Origin of the sequence: Psychrobacter sp. BI730, from assembly GCF_013414195.1 — a bacterium.
In the GTDB taxonomy this organism is placed as follows: Bacteria; Pseudomonadota; Gammaproteobacteria; order Pseudomonadales; family Moraxellaceae; genus Psychrobacter.
The window spans coordinates 62,273-84,345 of sequence record NZ_JAATTV010000012.1 but is presented as its reverse complement, the minus strand read 5'-3'; the positions used below and the strand labels follow the sequence as shown (position 1 = coordinate 84,345).

At 42.8% G+C, this 22,073-nt stretch carries 18 protein-coding genes; 7 read left to right on the top strand and 11 right to left on the bottom strand.

The window, feature by feature from the left end:
* Window positions 1-4: 4 nt before the first annotated feature.
* Window positions 5-589, bottom strand: coding sequence for an alpha/beta hydrolase (locus HCZ91_RS10130; protein ID WP_179799288.1), 585 nt, complete (start codon window positions 587-589; stop codon window positions 5-7).
* Window positions 590-646: 57 nt separating this feature from the next.
* A complete protein-coding gene (locus HCZ91_RS10125; protein ID WP_179799287.1) occupies window positions 647-1,561 on the bottom strand; it encodes a hypothetical protein in 915 nt (304 codons plus the stop codon).
* A 738-nt stretch (window positions 1,562-2,299) separates the two neighbouring features.
* On the opposite strand from HCZ91_RS10125, the gene HCZ91_RS10120 reads away from it, so the two are divergent.
* From HCZ91_RS10120 to HCZ91_RS10110, 3 genes are all read left to right on the top strand, one after another.
* Window positions 2,300-3,499 (top strand): sugar transporter, encoded by a 1,200-nt coding sequence (locus HCZ91_RS10120; RefSeq protein ID WP_179799286.1) that lies wholly within the window; start codon window positions 2,300-2,302, stop codon window positions 3,497-3,499.
* Window positions 3,500-3,867: 368 nt separating this feature from the next.
* Window positions 3,868-5,121 (top strand): YbfB/YjiJ family MFS transporter, encoded by a 1,254-nt coding sequence (locus HCZ91_RS10115; protein WP_179799285.1) that lies wholly within the window; start codon window positions 3,868-3,870, stop codon window positions 5,119-5,121.
* Window positions 5,122-5,536: 415 nt separating this feature from the next.
* A complete protein-coding gene (locus HCZ91_RS10110; protein WP_179799284.1) occupies window positions 5,537-7,507 on the top strand; it encodes an autotransporter domain-containing protein in 1,971 nt (656 codons plus the stop codon).
* A 151-nt stretch (window positions 7,508-7,658) separates the two neighbouring features.
* Here HCZ91_RS10110 and arfB read toward each other — a convergent pair whose 3' ends face one another.
* From arfB to HCZ91_RS10080, 6 genes are all read right to left on the bottom strand, one after another.
* A complete protein-coding gene (gene arfB / locus HCZ91_RS10105) occupies window positions 7,659-8,072 on the bottom strand; it encodes an alternative ribosome rescue aminoacyl-tRNA hydrolase ArfB (RefSeq protein ID WP_102091188.1) in 414 nt (137 codons plus the stop codon).
* Window positions 8,073-8,257: 185 nt separating this feature from the next.
* Window positions 8,258-9,100 (bottom strand): CoA ester lyase, encoded by an 843-nt coding sequence (locus tag HCZ91_RS10100; protein WP_179799283.1) that lies wholly within the window; start codon window positions 9,098-9,100, stop codon window positions 8,258-8,260.
* 237 nt (window positions 9,101-9,337) lie between these two features.
* Entirely contained in the window at window positions 9,338-10,099 is a 762-nt protein-coding gene (locus HCZ91_RS10095) for an SDR family oxidoreductase (protein WP_179799282.1), read from the bottom strand.
* Between the two features lie 160 nt (window positions 10,100-10,259).
* Window positions 10,260-11,042, bottom strand: coding sequence for an SDR family NAD(P)-dependent oxidoreductase (locus HCZ91_RS10090; protein ID WP_102078818.1), 783 nt, complete (start codon window positions 11,040-11,042; stop codon window positions 10,260-10,262).
* 3 nt (window positions 11,043-11,045) lie between these two features.
* The gene (locus tag HCZ91_RS10085; RefSeq protein WP_179799281.1) at window positions 11,046-12,053 is read right to left on the bottom strand and encodes an NADP-dependent oxidoreductase; all 1,008 of its coding nucleotides are present in this window, start codon (window positions 12,051-12,053) and stop codon (window positions 11,046-11,048) included.
* Window positions 12,054-12,075: 22 nt separating this feature from the next.
* A complete protein-coding gene (locus HCZ91_RS10080) occupies window positions 12,076-13,881 on the bottom strand; it encodes an acyl-CoA dehydrogenase (protein ID WP_179799280.1) in 1,806 nt (601 codons plus the stop codon).
* 181 nt (window positions 13,882-14,062) lie between these two features.
* On the opposite strand from HCZ91_RS10080, the gene HCZ91_RS10075 reads away from it, so the two are divergent.
* Window positions 14,063-15,085 carry a helix-turn-helix domain-containing protein gene (locus HCZ91_RS10075; protein WP_179799279.1) on the top strand — a complete coding sequence of 341 codons (1,023 nt, stop codon included), beginning with the start codon at window positions 14,063-14,065 and terminating at the stop codon, window positions 15,083-15,085.
* A 19-nt stretch (window positions 15,086-15,104) separates the two neighbouring features.
* Here the strand turns inward: HCZ91_RS10075 and HCZ91_RS10070 are convergent, their stop codons facing one another.
* Window positions 15,105-16,382, bottom strand: a complete 1,278-nt coding sequence (locus tag HCZ91_RS10070) for an LD-carboxypeptidase (RefSeq protein ID WP_179799278.1) — start codon at window positions 16,380-16,382, stop codon at window positions 15,105-15,107.
* Window positions 16,383-16,585: 203 nt separating this feature from the next.
* Between HCZ91_RS10070 and HCZ91_RS10065 the strand changes: the two genes are divergently transcribed.
* Window positions 16,586-17,065 (top strand): YkvA family protein, encoded by a 480-nt coding sequence (locus HCZ91_RS10065; RefSeq protein WP_179799277.1) that lies wholly within the window; start codon window positions 16,586-16,588, stop codon window positions 17,063-17,065.
* Window positions 17,066-17,186: 121 nt separating this feature from the next.
* Here HCZ91_RS10065 and HCZ91_RS10060 read toward each other — a convergent pair whose 3' ends face one another.
* A complete protein-coding gene (locus HCZ91_RS10060) occupies window positions 17,187-17,492 on the bottom strand; it encodes a hypothetical protein (RefSeq protein WP_165597863.1) in 306 nt (101 codons plus the stop codon).
* Between the two features lie 116 nt (window positions 17,493-17,608).
* On the bottom strand, window positions 17,609-18,154 hold the full coding sequence (locus HCZ91_RS10055) for a hypothetical protein (protein WP_218870141.1): 546 nt from the start codon (window positions 18,152-18,154) through the stop codon (window positions 17,609-17,611).
* Between the two features lie 350 nt (window positions 18,155-18,504).
* On the opposite strand from HCZ91_RS10055, the gene dnaQ reads away from it, so the two are divergent.
* Both dnaQ and HCZ91_RS10045 read left to right on the top strand, forming a co-directional pair.
* Complete coding sequence (gene dnaQ, locus HCZ91_RS10050) at window positions 18,505-20,151, top strand: DNA polymerase III subunit epsilon (protein ID WP_179799276.1); 1,647 nt, start codon at window positions 18,505-18,507, stop codon at window positions 20,149-20,151.
* 147 nt (window positions 20,152-20,298) lie between these two features.
* Complete coding sequence (locus HCZ91_RS10045) at window positions 20,299-21,981, top strand: hypothetical protein (RefSeq protein ID WP_179799275.1); 1,683 nt, start codon at window positions 20,299-20,301, stop codon at window positions 21,979-21,981.
* Window positions 21,982-22,073: the final 92 nt, after the last annotated feature.

The following is a 22,073-nucleotide window of genomic DNA, read 5'->3' as shown; positions in this document are numbered from 1 at the left end:
ACTATCAGTCCTCACCATGATACGTTGCCTCATCCATCCAAACGATGGGATCTTCACACAAATGAGTTAAGTGATACCAGATATCATTACTACGGGCGATACGGTGGTGACCGCCTTCAAAGTAGTCGACTTCCCAGCTGCCAGGTAGATTAACTAAGGTTCGTCTAGCGACTGCCACATCAAGACTTTCATCATCGACTTCTACCATCACCCGCACCATCTCGGTATTGGTCATGGGAAAAGACAGCTTCATATCAGCCACTACTGGGATACGGTCAGCCAATACCTCATTTGGATAGATACAAGGCGCAATCAATAGCGCGCGCAAGTTATATTTATGGGCAAAATGATTGGCAAACCAACCACCAAGCGAATGCCCTGCCAACACCACTCGCGGGTACTGTGCGATTTTCTCGCGAATCAATGCATCATAAATCTCAAATATTTCTACAAAACTCTCGCGGTAATTGACCGTTTGACAGTATTTTGGCTTACGCGTGATACACGTATATTTACTGGTCTCATTGCTTGAATCAAGACCATGAAAAAACAGTAAAAACGTATCATTGTTTTCAATAGGAAACATCATAAGGTTCTCCTTTTTTAATTATTATTTAGGTTTATTCTTGATAATTTGGCTTATAAATTAAACCGATTTTTGGTTAGCAATCTGCGCTTGGTACAAGCTTAAAAGCTCCTCACAAGCCCGCATTGAGATATTTTTTGCAAAACCTTCGTTAAACCAAAAATCATAAACCGCTTGAACAACGGCTTTTACCGCTTTCGCATTTTCTGGCTTTTGTTCTATTAGTTTCATCGCAATATCTTGCGCTTGTATATCCGACTCGCTATAGGGCGCGCTCCAACCCACGCCATAACGATAAAGCACATCATTGATTGCCAATATGAATATGGCATTGGACACCCCAAATGAACCGACAAGCCTGTCTAGCATTGCACAGCGCTCTTCATAAATATTGACCTCTATCGGCATATCAGCCCGCTCAGACAGACAGTCACAACTCACCATGTGCGAGGGTTTACTAAAATCATCCCATAGCAATGGATAAGTTCCTCGAATCCCGCCCTTTTCCACTACATTAAATTGCCAGATCGCATAATGAGTATCTGGCCCTTTATAAGGCACATGTACGAACCACTGCATCATCACATCACTGTCGTACATGATATGAGTGCTACCAATCCGCACGCCCTGCTTAGGCAGTACATCCTGATATACGCTATTTATGTCATCACTATAGAGCGTCACTTTACGTAAGTTTTCATCACTGCTATCGCCCAACTTTGCTCGTGCTTCAATTATGTTTCGATAGGGTTTAAATGGCGCTACCCATCTGAGCATCTCATTAGTATTGTTCACGAAATAAATATCATCTTCATAACTGTCTATAGAAACCGTTTCGAGGTAAAACAATGGCTGTTTTCGTATTCGGCCTTTCTCATCATTTGCCAGTGCCGTTATACCAGATAGCTTTGAGCCATCCGACCATTGCATATTATCTAACCGTTTTTGCTCAAACTGATACGTTAATCTCATCATATTTATATCCTTATTATTTTGATTTTAGTTCTTTAGCTGCAGTTTTCGTTGTTGTTATATTCTGAATGCTGATTTCAAGCCAGCCGAATCTATTCACCATTGTTTAAATGACGTCATTATCTCTAAAGTTAAGTAAATTACTCGACTTGGTAAGGTAGTAGCTTTTAATTCTGATAGGCTTTTTAGACACAGTTTCTCGCTATTGCATCGCACATATTTTTGCAACGCTAACGAGCTTTTTTCTGCTAGGTTTTTTGTTTATTAATAAATATAGTTTTTTAGGTTTGTACAGGCGTAGAAGTTTAAGATTAAACGTAAATAACACTACTAGAAAGACTTCGCTAAAATAGCGTTTCAAAAACTTAGTTAAAAAGTGAAGCGTTGCGCCCCGAGGGTTAACTGGTTTTTATCTCATGCCATTTTGCCTGACCTAATAACTATAATATAAGCTCACATAAAAATAAAGCCTTTTAAAACCTTCTACGACAACTGGTGTCGCCTCTCTTTAAATGAGTTGTAGTTTAGTCGTTAGCAAGTATCCCAACGCATTAAGTATGATTAACGATAGTTTTATATTACTCAAGTATCCTCAATAAACGTCCAATTAACAATCCTTATCAAAAAACACCTTTCACGATTGACGTGGGCTTGCTATCTTGCCCCGCAAACCTTGTATTCTAATTAAGCCTACCCCACTTTGACCTATCACACGTAGTATTCGCATCTGTATTGGATTTTATGACACATAACCTTGAGGCCAGCTCAAACGCTCGCCGAACTCAGTATTTTCAAGTATTTTTGATGGGCGTTAGTGCCTTTATTATGAACACCACAGAATTTGTCCCTGTGGCGCTGTTGAGCGACATTGCCCAAGACTTCTCTATTACGACGGCAGAAACTGGCTGGATGTTGACACTCTATGCTTGGATTGTCGCAGCGATGTCATTACCACTAATGCTACTGACCAGTCGATTTGAGCGCAAACGCTTGCTCTTGGGGCTTTTTGTAGTATTTATTGCCAGTCACGTACTTTCCGTATTTGCATGGAGCTTTGACGTGCTGCTCATTAGCCGAGTTGGGATTGCGTTATCGCATGCGATATTTTGGTCCATCACGGCCGCAATCGCGATACGTGTCGCACCTGAAGGCAAAAAAGCCATGGCGCTTAGCGTACTGGCGACGGGTACGTCGTTAGCAATGGTACTCGGTGTGCCGCTAGGACGCTTAATTGGGCAATGGTTTGGCTGGCGGGCTACCTTTGGCGGTATTGGCGTCATTGCCTCAATTGTATTTATTCTACAAGCGAGACTCTTACCGACGTTACCTAGTATGTTTGAAGGATCTTTTAGAAAGATTCCAGAACTCCTTAAAAACCCCCTATTAGTCTGTTTGTACCTGCTTATTTTATTGGTCTTTACAGCCCACTACACGGCTTATTCTTATATAGAACCATTCATGCGCCAAGTCGGTAATATCAGTGAAAACGCTGCTACTTTTGTACTGTTATTATTCGGTGCAGCTGGAATTGTAGGCAGTGTGATTTTTAGTCGTTGGGGCGATCGGTTCAATACCAGATTGATGCTGATATCGACCATACTGATGCTCGTGTCTATGCTGGCGCTATTGCTAGCAGTGACCTCTGTATGGGCGCTCAGCTTTATCGCCTTACTGTGGGGCGCGGCACTCATGCTACTGATTATCTCAATGCAGGCCAAAGTCATCATGGTCGATGCCAATGCGCAAGACATGCTGATGTCGATGTTCTCAGGTATTATTAATTTGGGGATTGGTACGGGTGCACTATTCGGTGGTTATGCCGTGACGCATCTTTCACTATCTAGCGTAGGATACACAGGTGCGGCTATCGCAGTTGTGGCATTACTCTTAATGCTATTTATGATCAAGCGTTTTCCTGAATTGAGTAAGCGACTTGGCTAGCTGATAAGTCGCTATTAAAGGATAGCCAAAAATAGCAGTCGGGAAGGAACCGTTAGAAATAATAAGCAGAATGCCAGCCATATAAATGGGCTGGCATTCTGCTTGTTTGTGAATACAACAATGTAGCTCATAAAACATTTCAAGGATTTCTTACACACTTATTGAACGAACGTTCATGTGCAGTTATACTAATTTTATTGGACATAAGTATGCTTAGGCTATAAGTATATTTAATAAAGGACTGATAGGAATTAAGCACAAAAGGATGAGTGTGAGATGGATACTATTCAAAACAAGGAAGTCATTACCTACGATTTAAATTTAGTGATGATATATATTGCGAATTTTCAACTTGTTGGAGATTCGTGATGCCCGGTAGAATACTTCGAAAAAGCAACACCGCTCCTCTTAAGCTAGGCAGGTTACATTATGCTTGGATCGTTGCTGCGACAGGTTCTATAGTAATGTTCTGCGGACTTGGGTTAGGACGATTCGCATTTGGCATGTTACTGCCATCCATGTCATCTTCTCTAGGATTAAATTACACCCAAAGCGGAATCTTGGGATTTACCAACCTGATAGGATATCTGGTTGCGGTGCTTCTAAGCCCTTTTATTCTACCTCGGTTGGGTACACGAACGACTGCGACAGCTAGTCTACTCCTTATTGCAGTCTCTATGCTCGGTATGGCTTTTACCACCAGTTTTCCAATACTTTGCGCACTCTATGTATTGACAGGTATCGGTAGCGGCGGCGTGGTCTTACCAATGATGAGCGTCATGTCGCATTGGTTTTTTCCTTCACACCGCGGGCTCGCTTTAGGATTAGTCATGGCGGGACCCGGCTTTGGTATCATTTTATCAGGCTTCGTCGTACCCAAACTTTTACCCATCTCCACTCTACTGTCTTGGCAAACAGGTTGGCTGATTTTTGCCGTGATTAATATTGCGGTAGCTTGGCTTACCTTTACTTTGATTCGTAACCATCCAGACGATGTCAGTCAAAATCCTTTTGGGCGCGCACCCACCTTACCTATTAAAAATAAGAAAAAGCTAGAACGTAGCAATATTAAGCTGCTCGTACATTTAGGTGTCATCTTTGCTATTTATGGTGCTACTTATATGGTTTACGTTACCTTCATCGTGACCAGTATGGTTGGCTTGTATCAACTAAGTGAAGCGACTGCTGGTGGTGTTTGGGCATGGATTGGACTGCTTAGCATGTTCTCAGGCATGTTGTTTGGCTGGATTTCTGACCACATTGGTAGATGCCTTGGTCTGGCGTTGGCTTTTTTCTTCCTTGCCATCGCTTATCTGTTGGTCGGACTTACTGACTGGGATTTCGGACTGTATTCGTCCATTATTCTGTTTGGCTTAGTGGTTTGGAGTGTGCCTGTCATTATGGCTGCTTCTGCAGGCGATTATTTCGGGCCTGCGGCAGCAGCGAGTGCACTTGCAGCACTGACTTTTGCCTTTTCAGGTGGACAGGCTCTCGGGCCAGTGGCAGCAGGCTATCTTGCAGAAATCACTGGGGATTTTAGTATCAGTTATATGATATCTGGTATCGCCGCTTTTGTAGCACTTGGACTGGCCTTATTATTGCGTCCACAAAAACAAGCTTAATTTCAGTTTCTATAGTATTGATACTGCTAGCTATACTTTGCTATTGCTGGCAGTAGACATCTATATGCTCATCCGACCTAATTATCTTATTGTGGAGTGCTGCTTTGATACTATTTATGATTGGGCAGTTGCTTAGGTTAAACAAGCAATATCGATAGATAAGCCTTATACTTTTCAATAAAAATAACTGAATAAAAATCAGGTGCTTACAGCATAATTACATAGAAGGAAACAAAATATTATGTGAGCGAGACAGTATGATTTTTCAATACTTGAACACCCCTTTTTTATGCTCTAAAAACTTATTTAAATAAGGAGATATTCTTGCAGTTTTGCAATCAAAACGATTGCTAGCTTTCTAAAAAGTGGTTACACTCGGTTGACAAACTATTACATTGATGACAAGGAAGTCGCTATGCCTCGTAATACTTCACGTTCTAAAATTAGCCATACCACTCTCAAAAATTTTACTAAAAGCATGCTTGCTATCAGCCTATCTATCGCTGGTATTTCTCACGCAAATGCTTATGACAGTGTCACCTTTTTCGGTGATAGCCTGACCGATGGTGGATATTTTAGTCCCATAACTCAAGATATTTATGGACTTGCAGAGTCAGGTCAGTTCACTACCAATCCTGATAATACATGGGCAACATCATTCGCTAAACAACTGGGTACCACTGCCGTTGCTAATACTTTAGGTAGTCCTCAAAATAGCAATAACTATGCTATTGGTGGTGCAAGAGCAGGCGATAACACAGTACAAGTTTTTCCTACTAGTTCAACTAGTGCAATCACTGTTGACGTTGCATCTACCAACAGTCAAGTAAATAGTTATCTCGCCAATAACATAGTAGATTCTAATGGATTATATGTGGTATGGGCAGGGGCAAACGACTTGCTTGCAGCAGCGGACCCTACTAACAATGCCCAAGCTACCATACTTGGAGCAGTAGCTAGCCAAACCAAAACGATTAATGCACTAAAAGATAAAGGCGCCAAATATATTTTAGTACCCAATATTCCTGATATTGGTTTAACTCCAAGAATTATCGCAGCACAGGCAGCTGCCGATGCAGCTGTCAAAAAAGCTATTGAAGATGGTGAAAGTGCTGATGTTATTGCTAACATTCCAAATCAAACTATTCAAGCGCAAAGCACTGGTGCTACTAGTCTATACAATCAATTTATGCTCAGCGGCGTGGCGGGTACTGGGGCTAATATCATACCGCTAGATATGTTTAGCTTAACTCAGGAGATCATTGCGTCGCCTGCTCAGTATGGTTTCACTAATGTCACCGATGAAGCTTGCGGTGACAACAATAGCTCTCTAACTTGTGGACCTGATACTCTTGTAGAAGCAAATGCCAGCGAAACCTACTTCTTCGCTGATGGCATTCACCCGACTGGTCAAGCACATCAAATGATTGCTGACTATGCAAATGCTGTTGTCACTGCGCCTAGCTTAATCGGTGTACTGCCTCATATTGCAACGACAACCGGACTTGCAACCAATGAGCGCTTACAGTCACACGTCAACCAAATCCAAAGCAGTGAGCAACAACCTGCCCGCACACTATGGGCCGTCGGTGAAGTCGCTAACCAAGAAATTGCAGGGTTTGATGGTGATAATAATACTCAAGTATTGCTTGGCGTAGATTTTGCTCATCCTAACTCAGCCAACGCCGTGACAGGCTTATACGGCAATATCACTCAAAAAGACTTTGAAAACTCAGACGTTGGCACAGGTTTGAGTGATATTGATCTGGGAGAAGTTGGTTTTGGTGTCTATCATAGCAACAAGTTTGGCGGTTTACAGATCAATGGTGCTGCAGGATTTGGCAACATGGATGTCGATGTCACACGTGCTGTGACACTAGGCAGTAACCAACAACAGTTTAAGTCAAATGCTGATGGCAAGCGCTTTTATGCCAACTTGCAGGCAGGCTACCCAATGCAAGTGAGCAATATTGCCGTTACGCCTTATATCGGTGCAACAGCGAGCCGCGTAAAAATTGACGGACTCAAAGAAAAAGAGATGTCTGGCATTGCTATGCAGTTCGATGAGCAGAAATACTCTACGACATATGGCAAGCTTGGTCTTAAGGCTAATCATAGCTTGATGAACAACCTCAACTTATTTGGTGACATTCATTACCAAAAACAGCTGAGTGATAATCGTGAAGCAGTAACCGCACGTTTGAATACTCTACCAAATATCAGCTTTGAGACGCCTATGGTTGAAACTGATGATGATAACGTTGCCATGACACTTGGCCTATCTAGAAGCTTTGGTCTATTGAACGCCAATGCTGGTGTCACACATTCACAAGGTAATGATGATGACTCAACCAGCCTATTTATTGGACTTAATGGTGCATTCTAAATAAGTCGTTAATCTAGAATAATGGTATAGGTGATAATTAATCGCCTATACCATTCTAAATTCAAAAAAACTCATAACCTACTATGGCTTTTGCTCTACAAGTTTTCTGCCGCACAACTTCTCAACGACAAAATCTACTATCACAAATTCTCTAAAAATCTACCTTACCGCGCAAAGCCTTTGTCTTACCGCGCTGGGTCTTTTTATCCACCCGTTTACGTTTGGCATTCCTGCTTGGCTTGGTAGGCCTTCTGGTTTTATTAACGTAAGTGGCTTTGGTGATAAAGCTTTGCAAACGTTCAAGCGCATCTATTTTATTGCGCTCTTGCGTACGAAACTGCTGTGCCTTGATAATCAGCACGCCTTCCTTTGTTATTCGGCTATCTTTGCTATTTAGCAGTCGCTGCTTGTACTCATCACTCAGACTTGAGTTGTTAATATCAAAACGCAGGTGAATGGCAGAAGATACTTTGTTGACATTCTGCCCACCTGCGCCTTGCGCTCGTATGGCGCTGATCTCTACCTCATTATCATTGAGGCTGATATTATTATTAATGAAAATCATAGTATGCTTTTATCGAATGTGAATGGATATGGTTTATGATAAAGCATTATATAGTCAATCCTCTATAAATTAGGTACGGTGTCAGTCTCGCTTAGTATACTGCTTGTAATACTTTCACTCGGCTTTCTGGTAACCAAATTATATTGAACCGACTGCTTATATTTAACTAAACATGGATTGGACTGCTACTTTGCCAACAGTTGACGACTACGCTCAATCACTGGTGCATCGACCATCTCGCCATCTATTTTGAATACTGCCTGCCTGCTCCGCTCATACTCCTCAACTACACGCTGTGCAAATAACAAAGTCTTATCTGTTGGTTGCAATGCTTGTTGCACGACTGCCACTTGTTTGGGATGAATACACAGCATTCCTGACATGCCCATTTGTGACCATAGTTGCACTCGGGCGCTTAGCCCTACTTCATCATTGAAATCAGGATAAATGGTATCGATAGGCGGCGACAATTGGTGCACCTTTGACGTTAGGATTAATTGATAGCGGATTTGGTTGGCGATGATATCAGCGGCAGGCGTTCCTACTTGCACGTGCAAATCATTGCACAAATCTAAAAATCCATAACTAAACGCGGCGAGCCCTACTGCTTTTGCCATACTATCGATTTGATACAATCCTATCGCACTCTCAATCAATGCAATCACGGGTAAATTGGTAAGCTGATGTACGCTCTCTATATCGGTGACTTGCTCAGCTTTAGCCAATAACACGCCAGCCAAATTATGCATCTTCTGACAGAGCACTATATCTTTAAAGAATTCTTCGCTACCTGACTTATTAATACGCACCCAAATCGGCTGATAACCTGTACTGTCGTGATATTGCTGTAATGCTTCGCGGGCGTCTGCTTTATCCTCTGATGCAACGGCATCCTCTAAATCGACAATAACCGCATCTGCACCACTAGCAAAGGCTTTCGCCACTCTATCGATGCGAGTCGCTGGCACAAACAGCCATGTTTTATTTTGAGAAATCGTGTTTATTTTATTGTTGATAACTGAATTCATGCGTGACTCCCTCATATTGTCCAAGTAGCTATTAGCATATTTATTATGCCACTATACAGCTGATGCTCATTTAAAATTAGCAATTTATTCGTTAGTGCAAAACCAAGATTACTTAGACATTCTATTAAAAAATAAATCAAAAAAACCACATGAAAATAAATCTCATGCGGCTCTTGAGTCTCATGCAGTTTTAAACAATTACTTTCTTATCTAACCTATGTCTTGTAGATTGTCTAATTAAGCTAGCATGCCACCGTCGACAACGATTGTTGCGCCTGTCGTATAACTTGAGGCATCAGATACTAGATACAATACGGTACCAGCCATTTCATCAGGCTCAGCCACACGTCCTAGCGGAATCGAGTGTAGCGCCATTTTTAAGACTTTATCGTTAGTAGTCAGTGCAGAGGCAAACTTAGTATCCGTCAAACCTGGCAATAGCGCATTGACACGGATATTTAATGGGCCACATTCTTTAGCAAATGCTTTGGTCATGCTAATGACTGCCGCTTTGGTGATTGAGTAGATACCTTGCTTATCGCCTGCTACTAAACCATTGACCGATGCGGTATTTAAGATGACACCGCCGCCCTGCTCTTTCATCATTTTGCCAGCAGCCGTTGACATAAAGAAGTAACCACGGATGTTAACTTCAACCGTTTTATCAAAGGCGGCTAAATCCGTATCTAAGATATGGCCATAGTAAGGGTTGGCTGCAGCATTATTGACTAAGATATCGATTTGACCAAATTCACTTTTGATATGCTCAAAAATTGCGTCAATTTGATCCATATCTCCCACATGACAAGCAAAAGCACTGGCTTTATGACCGTCCGCTTTGATGCTATCAGCGACTGCTTGGCAAGCATCGATTTTTCGGCTTGAGACAATCACATGTGCGCCTCTTGATGCCAATAGACGGGCAATAGACTCACCAATACCACGGCTAGCACCAGTTACTAGAGCAACCTTACCGGTTAAATCAAATAAATCTTTCATCGTTGTTCCTTATATTTTTATAAACTTTATATTTTCAATAGTTTTTGAGCGCTGAATTCATATATCTAAAACGTGTATCTAAAATAAAATAATCGCTGTCATAACTAACAGCGATTATCGAGCACTAATGAACTGAACAAAGAGCGCTCAACGATCACAGTTACGCTAGCATACCACCATCTAAGGTGAAGGCATGACCATTCATAAAGCTGCTTTCATCGCTGGCAAGCCACGCAATCGCACTAGAGATTTCACTGACGTTTCCTAGGCGGCGCAGTGGACTGGCCTTAATCGTTGCTTGCTGTGTACGCTCATCCATCGTTGCCATGGTATTGCGTACCATTGGCGTATCAATGAAGCTTGGGCATACCGCGTTAAAACGGATATTGGCACGGGCATACTCATGGGCAGCAGATTTGGTCAGACCCATAACACCATGTTTAGCTGCACTATAGGCTGAAATCATAGGTGCTGAACGCAGACCTGCAATAGATGCGACATTGATCACATGACCACCGCCATTAGGTATCATACAATTGACCGCAGCACGCATACAGTGCCAAACGCCTTTTAAATTCACTGCGATATTACGATCAAAATCATCATCGCTTAGCTCATGCATTGGTGAAGGCTTGTGGTCGATACCAGCGTTGTTTACCACAACATCTAAGCCACCAAGCGTTTCTACTGCAAAGTCGAACAACGCACGCACTTCATCACCACTGGTCACGTCTACTTTTTTAAAGACAATACTGTTGCCAGCATCTTGGCCTTGTTTGGCAACCGCTTCGCCCATTTCTTCTGCCATATCACCAATGACAACTTTTGCGCCGCGGCTAGCCAGCAACAGCGCACTGGCTGCACCGATGCCTGATGCACCGCCCGTGATCAAAATTCGTTTGCCAGCTACATCTGATGCAATTCCATTTGTATTCAGTGTCATGTCCTATCCCTCTACCTTAAGTACTAGTTTGCCGAAATTTTCACCGTTAAAGAGCATCATCAAAGTATCAGGGAACGTCTCGATACCTTCAACGATATGATCTTTTACTTTCATATCACCTGACTGAATCCAGCCAGCGATATCCTTCATAGCGATTGGATATTCTTTGATATTATCGAACACCACGATGCCTTCCATGCGAGCACGATTGACCAATAGTGATAGATAGTTCGATGGGCCTTTTACTGCTGTGGTGTTGTTATATTGACTGATAGCCCCGCAAATAACGATACGCGCATGCAGATTAATCTGAGTAAGCACGTCATTTAAGATATCACCGCCTACGTTGTCAAAGTACACATCGACGCCGTCTGGACAGGTTTTCTTTAGTGCTTTTTTCACATCTTCGTTTTTGTAATCAATCGTCGCATCGAACCCAAGCTCATCGACTAAGAACTTACATTTCTCAGCGCCGCCCGCGATACCAACGACTCGGCAGCCTTTAATTTTGGCAATCTGACCGACCAAGCTACCAACCGCACCAGCAGCTCCTGATACCACTACCGTCTCACCAGCTTTTGGCTGACCCGTTTTTAGAAGACCAAAATACCCTGTCATCCCCGGCATACCGAGTACGCCCAAGTAGTAAGACAGCGGCGCTAGGCTTGGATCAACTTTATGCAGGCCTGTACCATCGCTGACCGCATATGACTGTACGCCGTCGTGACCTGCGACATAGTCACCTACTGCAAATTTCTCATGCTTACTTTCAATCACTTCACCCACAGTACCGGCGCGCATCACTTCACCAATTTGTACTGGCGCGATATAAGATTTGGCATCGTTCAGCCAACCACGCATCGCGGGATCGATAGAGATGTATTCAACCTTAATCAGTAGCTGACCATCGATAATCGTCGGTATTTCTGTCTCGGTATAGTCCCAAGTTTCAGCACTTGGCTCGCCTACTGGTCTTGCTTTTAGACGCCATTGTTTATTTATCGTTGTCATGTCTCTTTCCTTAGAGTTGTCCTTAGAACCAGTCCGCTTGCATATCAGTGCAAACCGAGTTGGTGTTGGTTAATAATTCGATGTCGCGTTTAACTAATGGTAGTTCCCAATCGATGAAGTATTTGGCCGCTTGTATCTTGCCTTTATAAAAGTTCTGCTGCTCGACATCTTGCGTCGTACTTAGTAGCTGCTCAGCTTTACTGGCTTGGCGAATCCAAATCCAACTCAGTACAATTGAGGCAAAAATATTCATTAATGCTTGAGCATTACCAGTAAGGGTTAGCGCTTCTTCTGTCTGCAACACTTTACCCAAATGCACGAGCACTTCATGCAACTGACCCATATAAGGCATCAGCTTGCCTGCAAGTTGCGCGCTCTCAGGTGTCGTGATACTTTCTAAATCTTGTGTAATTTCACGTTTTAGGATTTGAATGCCCAACCCACCTTTTTGCCATAACTTGCGGAATGACAAATCTAGCGCCTGCACACCGTTTGTGCCTTCATGAATGGGATTTAGACGATTGTCACGCCAAAACTGCTCAGCCTGATATTCACGCGTATAGCCTGCGCCGCCCAATACTTGAATACCCAAATCATTGGCTTTTGGGCCATACTCAGATGGCCATGCTTTTAGCACTGGCGTTAGCAAATCTAATAGTTCGGTTAGCTCATTTTTTAGCGTTTCGTCTTCACAGGTATTGATACGGTCAATTAGGTTTGAGCCATATAAGCACAATGAGATGCCGCCTTCAGAGTAAGCTTTTTGTGCCAATAGCATTCGCTTTACATCACCATGCTGAATAATAGCCGTTGCATCATCTTCAGGCTTATTGTTTGGCGCAATGCGACCTTGTGTACGGTCTTTGGCATAATCTAGCGAGTACTGATAGCCGCGATAACCAATCATAGAAGCGCCAAAACCAACTGCAATACGTGCCTCATTCATCATTTTGAACATATAACGCAAGCCAAAGTGCTCTTCGCCGATTAAATAACCATGACAATCGCCTTCATCGCCGAAGCTCAATGCCGTAGAAGTCGCACCTCTATAACCAAGCTTATGAATCAGTCCAGTCAAATGTACATCGTTACGCTCGCCAACAGACAAGTCAGCGTTCAAGCGATACTTAGGCACGGCAAATAAAGAAATACCTTTGACACCACCTGGGCCACCTGGCACTTTGGCCAATACCAAATGCACAATATTATCAGACAGCTCATGGTCACCTGCTGAGATATAAATCTTGCTGCCTTTGACACGGTACGAGCCATCGTCTTGTTTTACCGCGATGGTTTTGATATCGGCAAGTGATGAGCCTGCATGTGGCTCGGTCAGTGCCATAGTACCGGTAAATTCACCTGTCAGCATGCGCGGCATAAAGGCTGCTTTGATATCATCACTAGCAAAATGCGAGATGACGTTGATTGCCGCCGTGGTCAGAAATGGATAGGCAGTCGTTGATGGATTGGCTGCCATAAAGTAGCCTGCCACAGCAGTCATCACCGTCTCAGGCAGCTGCATGCCGCCGTCTTCAAAGCTATAACGACCTGCGATAAAGCCAGACTCTCGGAACGCATCAAAAGCGACTTTTACATCGTTTATCATGCTGACTTTTTTACCATCGAACTGCGGCTCGTTCTTATCTGCGATATGGTTGTGCGGTAAAAATAAATCTGTCGCAATCTTATTTGCTGTCTCTAATACAGCATCAAATGTCTCGCGGCTATGTTCTGAGAACTTTGCGTGCTCGGTGAGTGATTCTGTACCTAGCACATCATACAATTGAAAAGGTAATTCGAAATCGTTTAGGAGGGTATCTGCGGCCATAGTATTCTCGTTAACTGATTAAATGTGGTTATCAATTGATATTAGTCTAATTTGATACCTGCCCGTATTGTCATTTATGACATAATTATGGTCAAATAAGACATAAACAGAGTATCTAACTGGTTAAAATCAACCAAATAATGGCTATTTTGGTCAGTACAGCAAAGGAAACGAGTGACTTATGCCCTATTTCAAACCTTTTAAAATGATCATTCTTGGCTTCGATGGTGTGCTCGGTAGTGTACTATCTGGCGCATTGGACTTATTTTCATTCACGGGGGTCAGTTGGCAGCGCTTCTCGAATGAGTCTGTAGAGCCACGATTTAATGTGCAAATCGCAAGCTTAGGTGGTGGCGATATCAGGTGTAGCAATCGGTTAATCATGCAAGCCCACTGCGATATTCGAGATGTGACAGAGTGCGATTTATTGCTCGTGCCCACCATTGGCGATTCTATTGATAAGGTATTGACGCAAAACAGTGAGCTGCTACCACATTTAGTACGGCTTGCGAATACCAAGGCCGATATAGCAAGCAACTGTAGCGGAGCATTTTTTTTGGCAAAGGCAGGATTATTGGATCATAAAATAGCCACCACGCACTGGGGCTATGCCAATAAGTTTAAGGCAGATTTTCCATTGGTGGACTTACAAGAGAATCAGTTTGTGACCCATTCAAGAAGCGACTCAACAAACCAGTCAGGCAATATATTTTGTGCAGCTGGTGGCAGCGCCTTTTATGATTTGGGGCTATTATTGATTGAGCGTTACTGCGGACGTGAGATCTCTACACAAGTGGCAAAAACCCAAATTATTGATAGCAAAAGAGGTAGTCAAAATAGCTATACCAATGTGACCTTACACAAGCCACATTCCGATCATTTGATTAAACAAGTACAAGAATATATCGAAGAAAACTTTCAGCATTCTTTGCAGGTCAGTAGTTTAGCCGCTATGGTAAATATTACCCCGCGCACTTTAAATAGACGTTTCCAGTCCTGCGTAGCAATGCGACCGATTGAATATATTCAGGCTGTCAGAATTGAACAAGCCAAACGCTTACTTGAGTTGGGCGATGTATCGATAAAATCGCTTGCCGATCAAGTAGGCTATGATGATATCTCTTCATTCACGCGTCTATTTAAACGTGCGACAGAGCTGACGCCTAAAGAGTACCAAGATAAGTTTTCGCGGTTGGCTATTTAAAAAGGACAGTGATTAGCGTTTAAGCAGTCTGCCACAAGCCTTCTACTTGGATGGTATCAGCCTTGATGGTTGGATAATCGGTAAATACCAACTGATAGCCGCCAACGGTATCGGCGCTAATTTGACAGGTTGCCCCCAGTGGAAAGCTGTATTTTTTGCCGATATGACCAAAAGGCATACCACTATATATCGGCAATCCTGTTAGTTCATGCAGCTGACGAATGACTGTGGCGACATCATAACGTTTGTCATAGCTGTCCTCGCCCGTACCAGACAATGCCCCAAATATAATCGCTTGCTGCCCTTTGAACACACCTGCGAGATATAAGTCATATAACATGCGCTCAATACGATACGCCTGCTCGCCGACATCTTCTAAAAACACAATGCCACCATTGATACGCGGTAAATACTCACTACCTGCCAGCGCTGATACGACACTTAAGTTCCCGCCCCAAATCGTACCAGTTACTGGTTTTGGCTCATCCTTCGTCAGTATGGCAGGTAGCTGCTGACTGGTTAAGGTAGCATCCTGTATGCTGATAGTTAGATTGGGATTGGTTAACACTTCAACAAACTGCTGACAGCTGACTTTATCGGGCGCGGTTTTACCAAACTCACTATAGAGCATCGGTGCTGCAAGCGAGCTCATTGACCCTTTTGCCAATAGCGCACATTGGATAGCTGTCACATCGCTAAAGCCTGCGAGTATCGTGCCGCGCTCCTTCATAATACGTCCTAGCGTCGCCCAGTCCACCATAGGTAATATGCGCATGGCACCGTAACCACCGCGCACACCTAGCAGCAGCTTTGGCGCGGCTATTGCTCCAGTGGCAAGATTTTGAAAATCGCTAGCACGCTGTGAATCCGTTCCCGCAAAGCGTAAATACTGACGATTGGTAATAGCAGGATTTTCTACTTTAAACCCAGCACAAACCACGCGATCTAATGCCAACTGATTACGCTCATCACTACCACCAACGTTAGAGCTAGCAAAAAGTCGTGTTTCAATCGTGGGCGTGATACAGCTTGTCTGCGTTAACGACGCCTGTGACGTTTGCGATAGCGAGCTTTCATTTATCAGCGCAGTGGGCAGATCATCCTTGGTCAGCTGCGAGCTATTACCAGAATCGATAGGACTGGCTGCAAGCGCTTTAGAAATACCTTGGCTCGCTAATATTGCTGTTCCTGCACTTATACCGATTCGACGTAGAAACTGCCGACGGTTTAGCCCAGATGTTATTTCAGTTGCATGACTATTGTTATCATCTGTCCGTGACTGACGCTTAATCCCCATATCCTGCTGCTACCTTATCGCTTTTATTTTTATGACTTATGTTTTTAGACCTTGTGGCAGCATATTGTAGACGCTTTTCTGACACTGATGGTTGCCTAATCTTTACCGATATTTACTTTTTCGCTACTGAGACACACAATATAGGTCGATCAGATTTGTTACTGTAAATACAAATTCATCGCAAAAAACAAAAGGTAATAATTATGTTTAATAAAAAAACCGATAAAAACAAGTCACTTGACTCTAATTTAGAATACTTGCTGGGCAAAGAAGATAAGCTGAAAGAAAAGTTAGAAGATAGCGGTTATCTTGAGCCGTTTAGTGATGATTTAATGCTATTTATGAGTCTTGTCAAAGACTATTATAAAGGTGACTACCGTAAGATCCCTTTCAAAACAATTTCAGCTGGTGTTATTGGTGCGCTCTATGTGCTAAATCCAATTGACCTCATTCCTGACTCTATTCCGTTTATCGGCCATATCGATGATGCGCTAGTACTTAAGTTCTGTCTAAAGCAGGCCAGAAAAGATCTGCAAAAATACAAAGAATGGAAGCAGGAACAATCAGCTACTAAGGATAAATTAGAAGCTAACAACGACACTAGTAAGACTGATAACGACAAGACTAGTAGTGATGAGAAAGACAGCGACGAGACTGGTACTAATCTGAAGAAAGCCTCATAAATATTAATACTTTCAGCTATTAAAAAAAGTGATTCATAATCACAGTATTAAAAAAGCCACGACCGCGAATTAATATTTCGGTCGTGGCTTTTGTTACTCACAATCCATTCAATACTGTATTTTAATCAGGCACTTCATAATTAGCTTTTTCTGGATTAAGACCAAACGAGTAGACGAATGTTGCAACGAGGCTATTGACAATAATGAAAGGTAGATCAATCGTAGCATGACCAAGTGCATAGCGACCAAGCAGCCAAGAGACGATCAACATGATAATAAGAAATGCACCCAAATATGCCAAAATCGCAGGGTGTTTTAAATTATAAGGCTGCTCAGGCGTCGGTTGTTTGTCTAATACATACGTCCTTACCGCCCAACCAGCTGCATAAGAGAACCCACCTAACACTACGTAACTGAAAAAATTCATATCGCTTAACTCTAATGGTATGACTGTTTATAACAAAATGCTGTTTATACAAATATCATCGACCAACAATAATATTTATAGTCGATACTTATCCAAGTACTATCGTTAACGCTTATTTAAATACTATCATCAACATTATCGATAACAAGATTGGCATGTGGATTGGCTAAAATATCGGTATTCACCTCATCGCACTCTACACGGTAGATCGTGTTGGCACCTCGGTAGATATACGACAAATACTCACTGTCTAAGAGCGGATCAATATTTGCATAGGCTGGTTTAACATGAGCCAGTACAAGCACTCGATCAGGACGACCAATAACCGCATCGACATTGTCTGGATCGATAGAGAAGAACTGCGGTATGTCGCTATTTTCAATCACTTCTAACGGCTCTGGAGTATCCCAGACACGCTTAGCAGTGACGGGTTCTTTCATCTGCATCACCCAAGTGTCGTCTTGCTGGCTGACCTTTATCTGAGCAGGCTCATCTTGACTCACCGTATAACAACCTTCAAAGACAGACAGATCTGCTGCAACTTCGGTATCTGCTTGAGGGCTGGTATCATTACAAGCGCTCAGAAAAATCGCGCTGCTAGCAGTCACACTGAGCATCAAATACGTCAGTCTCTTATTAAATAAATTCGAGCGTAAGGACATAATGGGGTTATCCTGCAATCATGCATTAAAAACTTTTATTAAGTGTACTATTATCAAAATGTCACTAGATAGCTGTATCAGAAAAATGCGCTTGGGCATCTTTGTAGCAAAGGCAGCTCTGTAACTAAAAACTAGAGCCTTTCAGAGAGCTTCGCTATTTTAACAGAAAACCAAGACGTTACTATTATGTTATAAGTTACCGTAAGAGTTTTCTGACTTTGTGCGTCACGACTGCCCATATTTATGATAGATTTGCTATACTCACAACGCCATCATCATCGTTCGAATAACGTAAACGAGATGCTCTAATACTACCCTATGCTTACCACTTATCAGGTCCATACTCCTTTATGTCAGACAACCGTAATTCAATGCCAAACACTCATAAAGACAACGCGATTGATCCATTGGCTGCTAAAACAAATACCACTGTGGCCTATACTGATGGTGCTTGCAAAGGCAATCCTGGCGCTGGCGGCTGGGGCGCACACCTGATATTTAGTGATGGCAGCTCGCAAGATTTATACGGCGGCGACAAAGAAACCACCAATAACCGTATGGAACTAATGGGTGCGATACAAGCCCTGACGCATAGCCCGCATGAGCACACTCTTGAGATTTGGACTGACTCCAGTTATGTCAAAAAAGGCATCACTGAATGGATTGAAGGTTGGAAGAAAAAGGGCTGGAAAACTGCCAGTAAAAAGCCTGTCGCCAATCAAGACCTATGGCAACAATTGGATAAGCTCTGCCAACAGCGTGATGTTAGCTGGCATTGGGTCAAGGGTCACGCTGGACATGCTGGTAATGAAAAAGCAGATGAGCTGGCAAACTTAGGTGTCACCTCAAACAGCGGCCATTCAGCTATGCTCAATGAAGCAGATACGAATAAAAAAAAAGACCACATAGCGACTGATATTGATACTAATACTGACATTAACACTGATACCTTGCAAAAATCGTCTAGCGCTGACTGGCTAAGTTTCGATCCATTGGGTTTAGATATGATGGACGATGAGTTTGATGAAGAGCCATTAGAACCTGAGCTGCTAAAGGAAGATAGTCAGAGTACAGCTAGCGCCCTTAAGATGAATGAAAACATTGCTGTAGAATCTAACAGCCATCAAGACAATACATACAACCCGACGAGTACCAAAGCTATGCCAGATATTCAAACGCACCTAGATGATACCGTCGACAATAATATGTTGCCAAGTGTAGAATCTGACGCCCCTAAGTTCGATGGGGATACTAGCCGTGCCAACCCATATTTTAAGCCGCTACTACCAAAGCCGATACACCGCCATGAAGCAGATCGGCAGCTTATCATGGATACAGAAACCACAGGGCTTGATGCACTAAAAGGCGATCGTATTATCGAGGTCGGTATTGTAGAACTGGTCGGACGTAAATTTACTGGTGAAAAGCTGCACGTTTATATCAATCCGCAGCGCGGTATGGATGATGAAGTCATTCGTATTCATGGTATCTCTGAAGCATTTTTGACCGATAAGCCAACCTTTGATCAAGTGGCTCAGTCTTTGTATGACTTTATGGATGGCGCTGAGATTATCGCTCATAACGCTACTTTTGATATGAACTTCTTAAATATGGAGTTTGCAAAAGTTGGTCTGAATGACTTTGCCAATCGGGTGCAGGTAACCGATTCACTGGCGATGGCCAAGCAGCTATACCCAGGGCAAAAAAACACGCTAGATGCCCTCGTGCGTCGCCTAGATGTTGGTAAGCAAGACCGTACTTTTCATGGAGCATTACTTGACTCAGAGATTTTAGCCGAAGTTTATCTGGCGATGACTGGTGGACAGGTCACGCTTGCCATCGAAGAGGATACAGATACCGATGGCGGACAAACCGCTCATGCAAGTTTCGCCAATTTAGCAAATTTATTACTGGCTTCAACATCGGATGAAACTGCTGACCAAAGCTGGTATACCGCTTTGGCAGAAGATTATCCTGCCCTAAAAGCTAGCATGTAATTGTCATTTGAATTTTTATTTAACCGACATTTGTATAATTTAGTCTTGATTATTATGATAGAAAGCGTTAAAACATCACTAGCCAATACTTTCTGAATCAAATTTATAATATTGCTATTCTCATCAGTACATTATGGAAAAATACTTATGGACCAGTCTGCGCAAATGAAGCTAACCGCCCCAACGCTTAGTGTTACTGATTTTAACCTACCATCACTCCATTTACTGCATGATGAGGTTATAGCAACGCTTAAAGACACCGAGATTCATCTAGGCGAGTTCAATGATGATAGTAGCCAAGCACCTTTATTGTCGGACTCTATCGAAGTATTAAAGCAGCTTTCTTGTATTTTTAAACTGATTTCTTTGGTCGGTGCAGAAGCATTGAATGATGCCATTGTTGGTGGTCTACAGAGACTTTATGACAATGGTGATAACAACGATACCGACTTGATCATGGATCTATCAGAAGCCATCATGACCTTGGATCGTTATGTCGAGTTTGTACTATTGACTGAATCGGTAGAGCCTACTCTACTCATACCTGTAATCAACAAGCTTAATGCGCATAGTCAAGAAGCTCCTATTACGGCAGACTATTTTTCTGCATTTGGTAGCAGTAGTGTCATCATCGCCAATCCTGAACAAAACTTTGAATCTCTAAGTACGCTTAATCTAGACACAGAGCTGCTGACCAACGCGTATCGTAGTGGCCTTGCGGTTGCATTACTCAATCAAGATGGCAACATTGACTCCGCGAATCAGCAAAAGCTGGATGCCATGAGTGCAGCCTGCGCATTAATCGCTGCAAATACTGATAGCTTATTTTGGCAAGCGGCGACTGCTGCCGTGACTGATATCGCAGCAGTATTACCATTAAACCTAAGTCAAAAACACACACTTATCTATTTAGAGCAGCAATTTCAAAGCTATTTACCAGTAATGGATACTCGCTTTGCAGATTTAGTGAGCTTTGCCTGTCAACGTGATAACGAGCAAGCGCAGCAATTACGTGAACAATATGCAAGCAATCATTTAGAAGGTGCGCAGCTAGAACAAATGAAGCGCTTTTTGTTCGGTCCTAACCGCGAACTTACCGATACGTTAAACACAATTATTCAACATCAAATCAATAACATTAAAGAACACGTAGACAGTTATGCACGTGGCGATTCAATTAATCCTATTGACATGCAGACAGCGCAGATTATTAAAGAGTTGACTGAACTGAGTTCGGCATTGCGTTTATTAGGTCTGTCCAACGCAGCCAATAGTCTTAGCGAAGCAGCAGAAGCTGTGAGCCATTGGCAAGCGCCTTCTCCTGAAGATTTCGATCATTTGCTACTAGCGTTAATGCACGCAGAGAACGCCGCCATTGCCATGGCAGAGATGCATACACCAGGGGCAATCTATCTGCCACTGAATAACCCGCATATCTCATTGCATCAGCTTAATACCGCCAATGATACCTTGATACAAGAAAGCCGAACTGCGATTGCTAGTGCTGAGCAAGCCATCAATGATTATTTGGCGGAACCTGAGCGCGACATGCTTAATATCCAAAATATTCCTGGGATGATGCGTCAAGTAGCAGGCGCAGTACGCTTCTTACAACTGCCCACACCTGCCAGCATGCTGAGTCAGCTAGCCAACTACATTGAAAAGCGTATCGAAGGCGGACGACGTATCGAAGACAGTACTTTAGCCTGCATCGCTGATGTTATCATGGCGGTCGATCATCACTTAGATGGTTTTGAGAATAATCGCCCTGTCAGCAAGCAAGCGCTTGATGTGGGTCAACAAAGCTTGAGCCATCTACTTGCTGCTTAATTTTTCTCATTGTCATGTCATGGACATCATCTCTTAACTATGATATTCCATTTAAATATAGATAGTTCAAAATAATGTAGGTACGAGTCAGG

Coding starts and splice junctions, on each gene's coding strand:
- HCZ91_RS10130 (WP_179799288.1), bottom strand. CDS start 589: ATGATGTTTCCTATTGAAAACAATGATACGTTTTTACTGTTTTTTCAT.
- HCZ91_RS10115 (WP_179799285.1), top strand. CDS start 3,868: ATGCCCGGTAGAATACTTCGAAAAAGCAACACCGCTCCTCTTAAGCTA.
- HCZ91_RS10085 (WP_179799281.1), bottom strand. CDS start 12,053: ATGACAACGATAAATAAACAATGGCGTCTAAAAGCAAGACCAGTAGGC.
- HCZ91_RS10110 (WP_179799284.1), top strand. CDS start 5,537: ATGCCTCGTAATACTTCACGTTCTAAAATTAGCCATACCACTCTCAAA.
- dnaQ (WP_179799276.1), top strand. CDS start 18,505: ATGTCAGACAACCGTAATTCAATGCCAAACACTCATAAAGACAACGCG.
- HCZ91_RS10060 (WP_165597863.1), bottom strand. CDS start 17,492: ATGAATTTTTTCAGTTACGTAGTGTTAGGTGGGTTCTCTTATGCAGCT.
- HCZ91_RS10080 (WP_179799280.1), bottom strand. CDS start 13,881: ATGGCCGCAGATACCCTCCTAAACGATTTCGAATTACCTTTTCAATTG.
- HCZ91_RS10095 (WP_179799282.1), bottom strand. CDS start 10,099: ATGAAAGATTTATTTGATTTAACCGGTAAGGTTGCTCTAGTAACTGGT.
- HCZ91_RS10070 (WP_179799278.1), bottom strand. CDS start 16,382: ATGGGGATTAAGCGTCAGTCACGGACAGATGATAACAATAGTCATGCA.
- HCZ91_RS10125 (WP_179799287.1), bottom strand. CDS start 1,561: ATGATGAGATTAACGTATCAGTTTGAGCAAAAACGGTTAGATAATATG.
- HCZ91_RS10075 (WP_179799279.1), top strand. CDS start 14,063: ATGCCCTATTTCAAACCTTTTAAAATGATCATTCTTGGCTTCGATGGT.
- HCZ91_RS10055 (WP_218870141.1), bottom strand. CDS start 18,154: ATGTCCTTACGCTCGAATTTATTTAATAAGAGACTGACGTATTTGATG.
- arfB (WP_102091188.1), bottom strand. CDS start 8,072: ATGATTTTCATTAATAATAATATCAGCCTCAATGATAATGAGGTAGAG.
- HCZ91_RS10065 (WP_179799277.1), top strand. CDS start 16,586: ATGTTTAATAAAAAAACCGATAAAAACAAGTCACTTGACTCTAATTTA.
- HCZ91_RS10120 (WP_179799286.1), top strand. CDS start 2,300: ATGACACATAACCTTGAGGCCAGCTCAAACGCTCGCCGAACTCAGTAT.
- HCZ91_RS10045 (WP_179799275.1), top strand. CDS start 20,299: ATGGACCAGTCTGCGCAAATGAAGCTAACCGCCCCAACGCTTAGTGTT.
- HCZ91_RS10090 (WP_102078818.1), bottom strand. CDS start 11,042: ATGACACTGAATACAAATGGAATTGCATCAGATGTAGCTGGCAAACGA.
- HCZ91_RS10100 (WP_179799283.1), bottom strand. CDS start 9,100: ATGAATTCAGTTATCAACAATAAAATAAACACGATTTCTCAAAATAAA.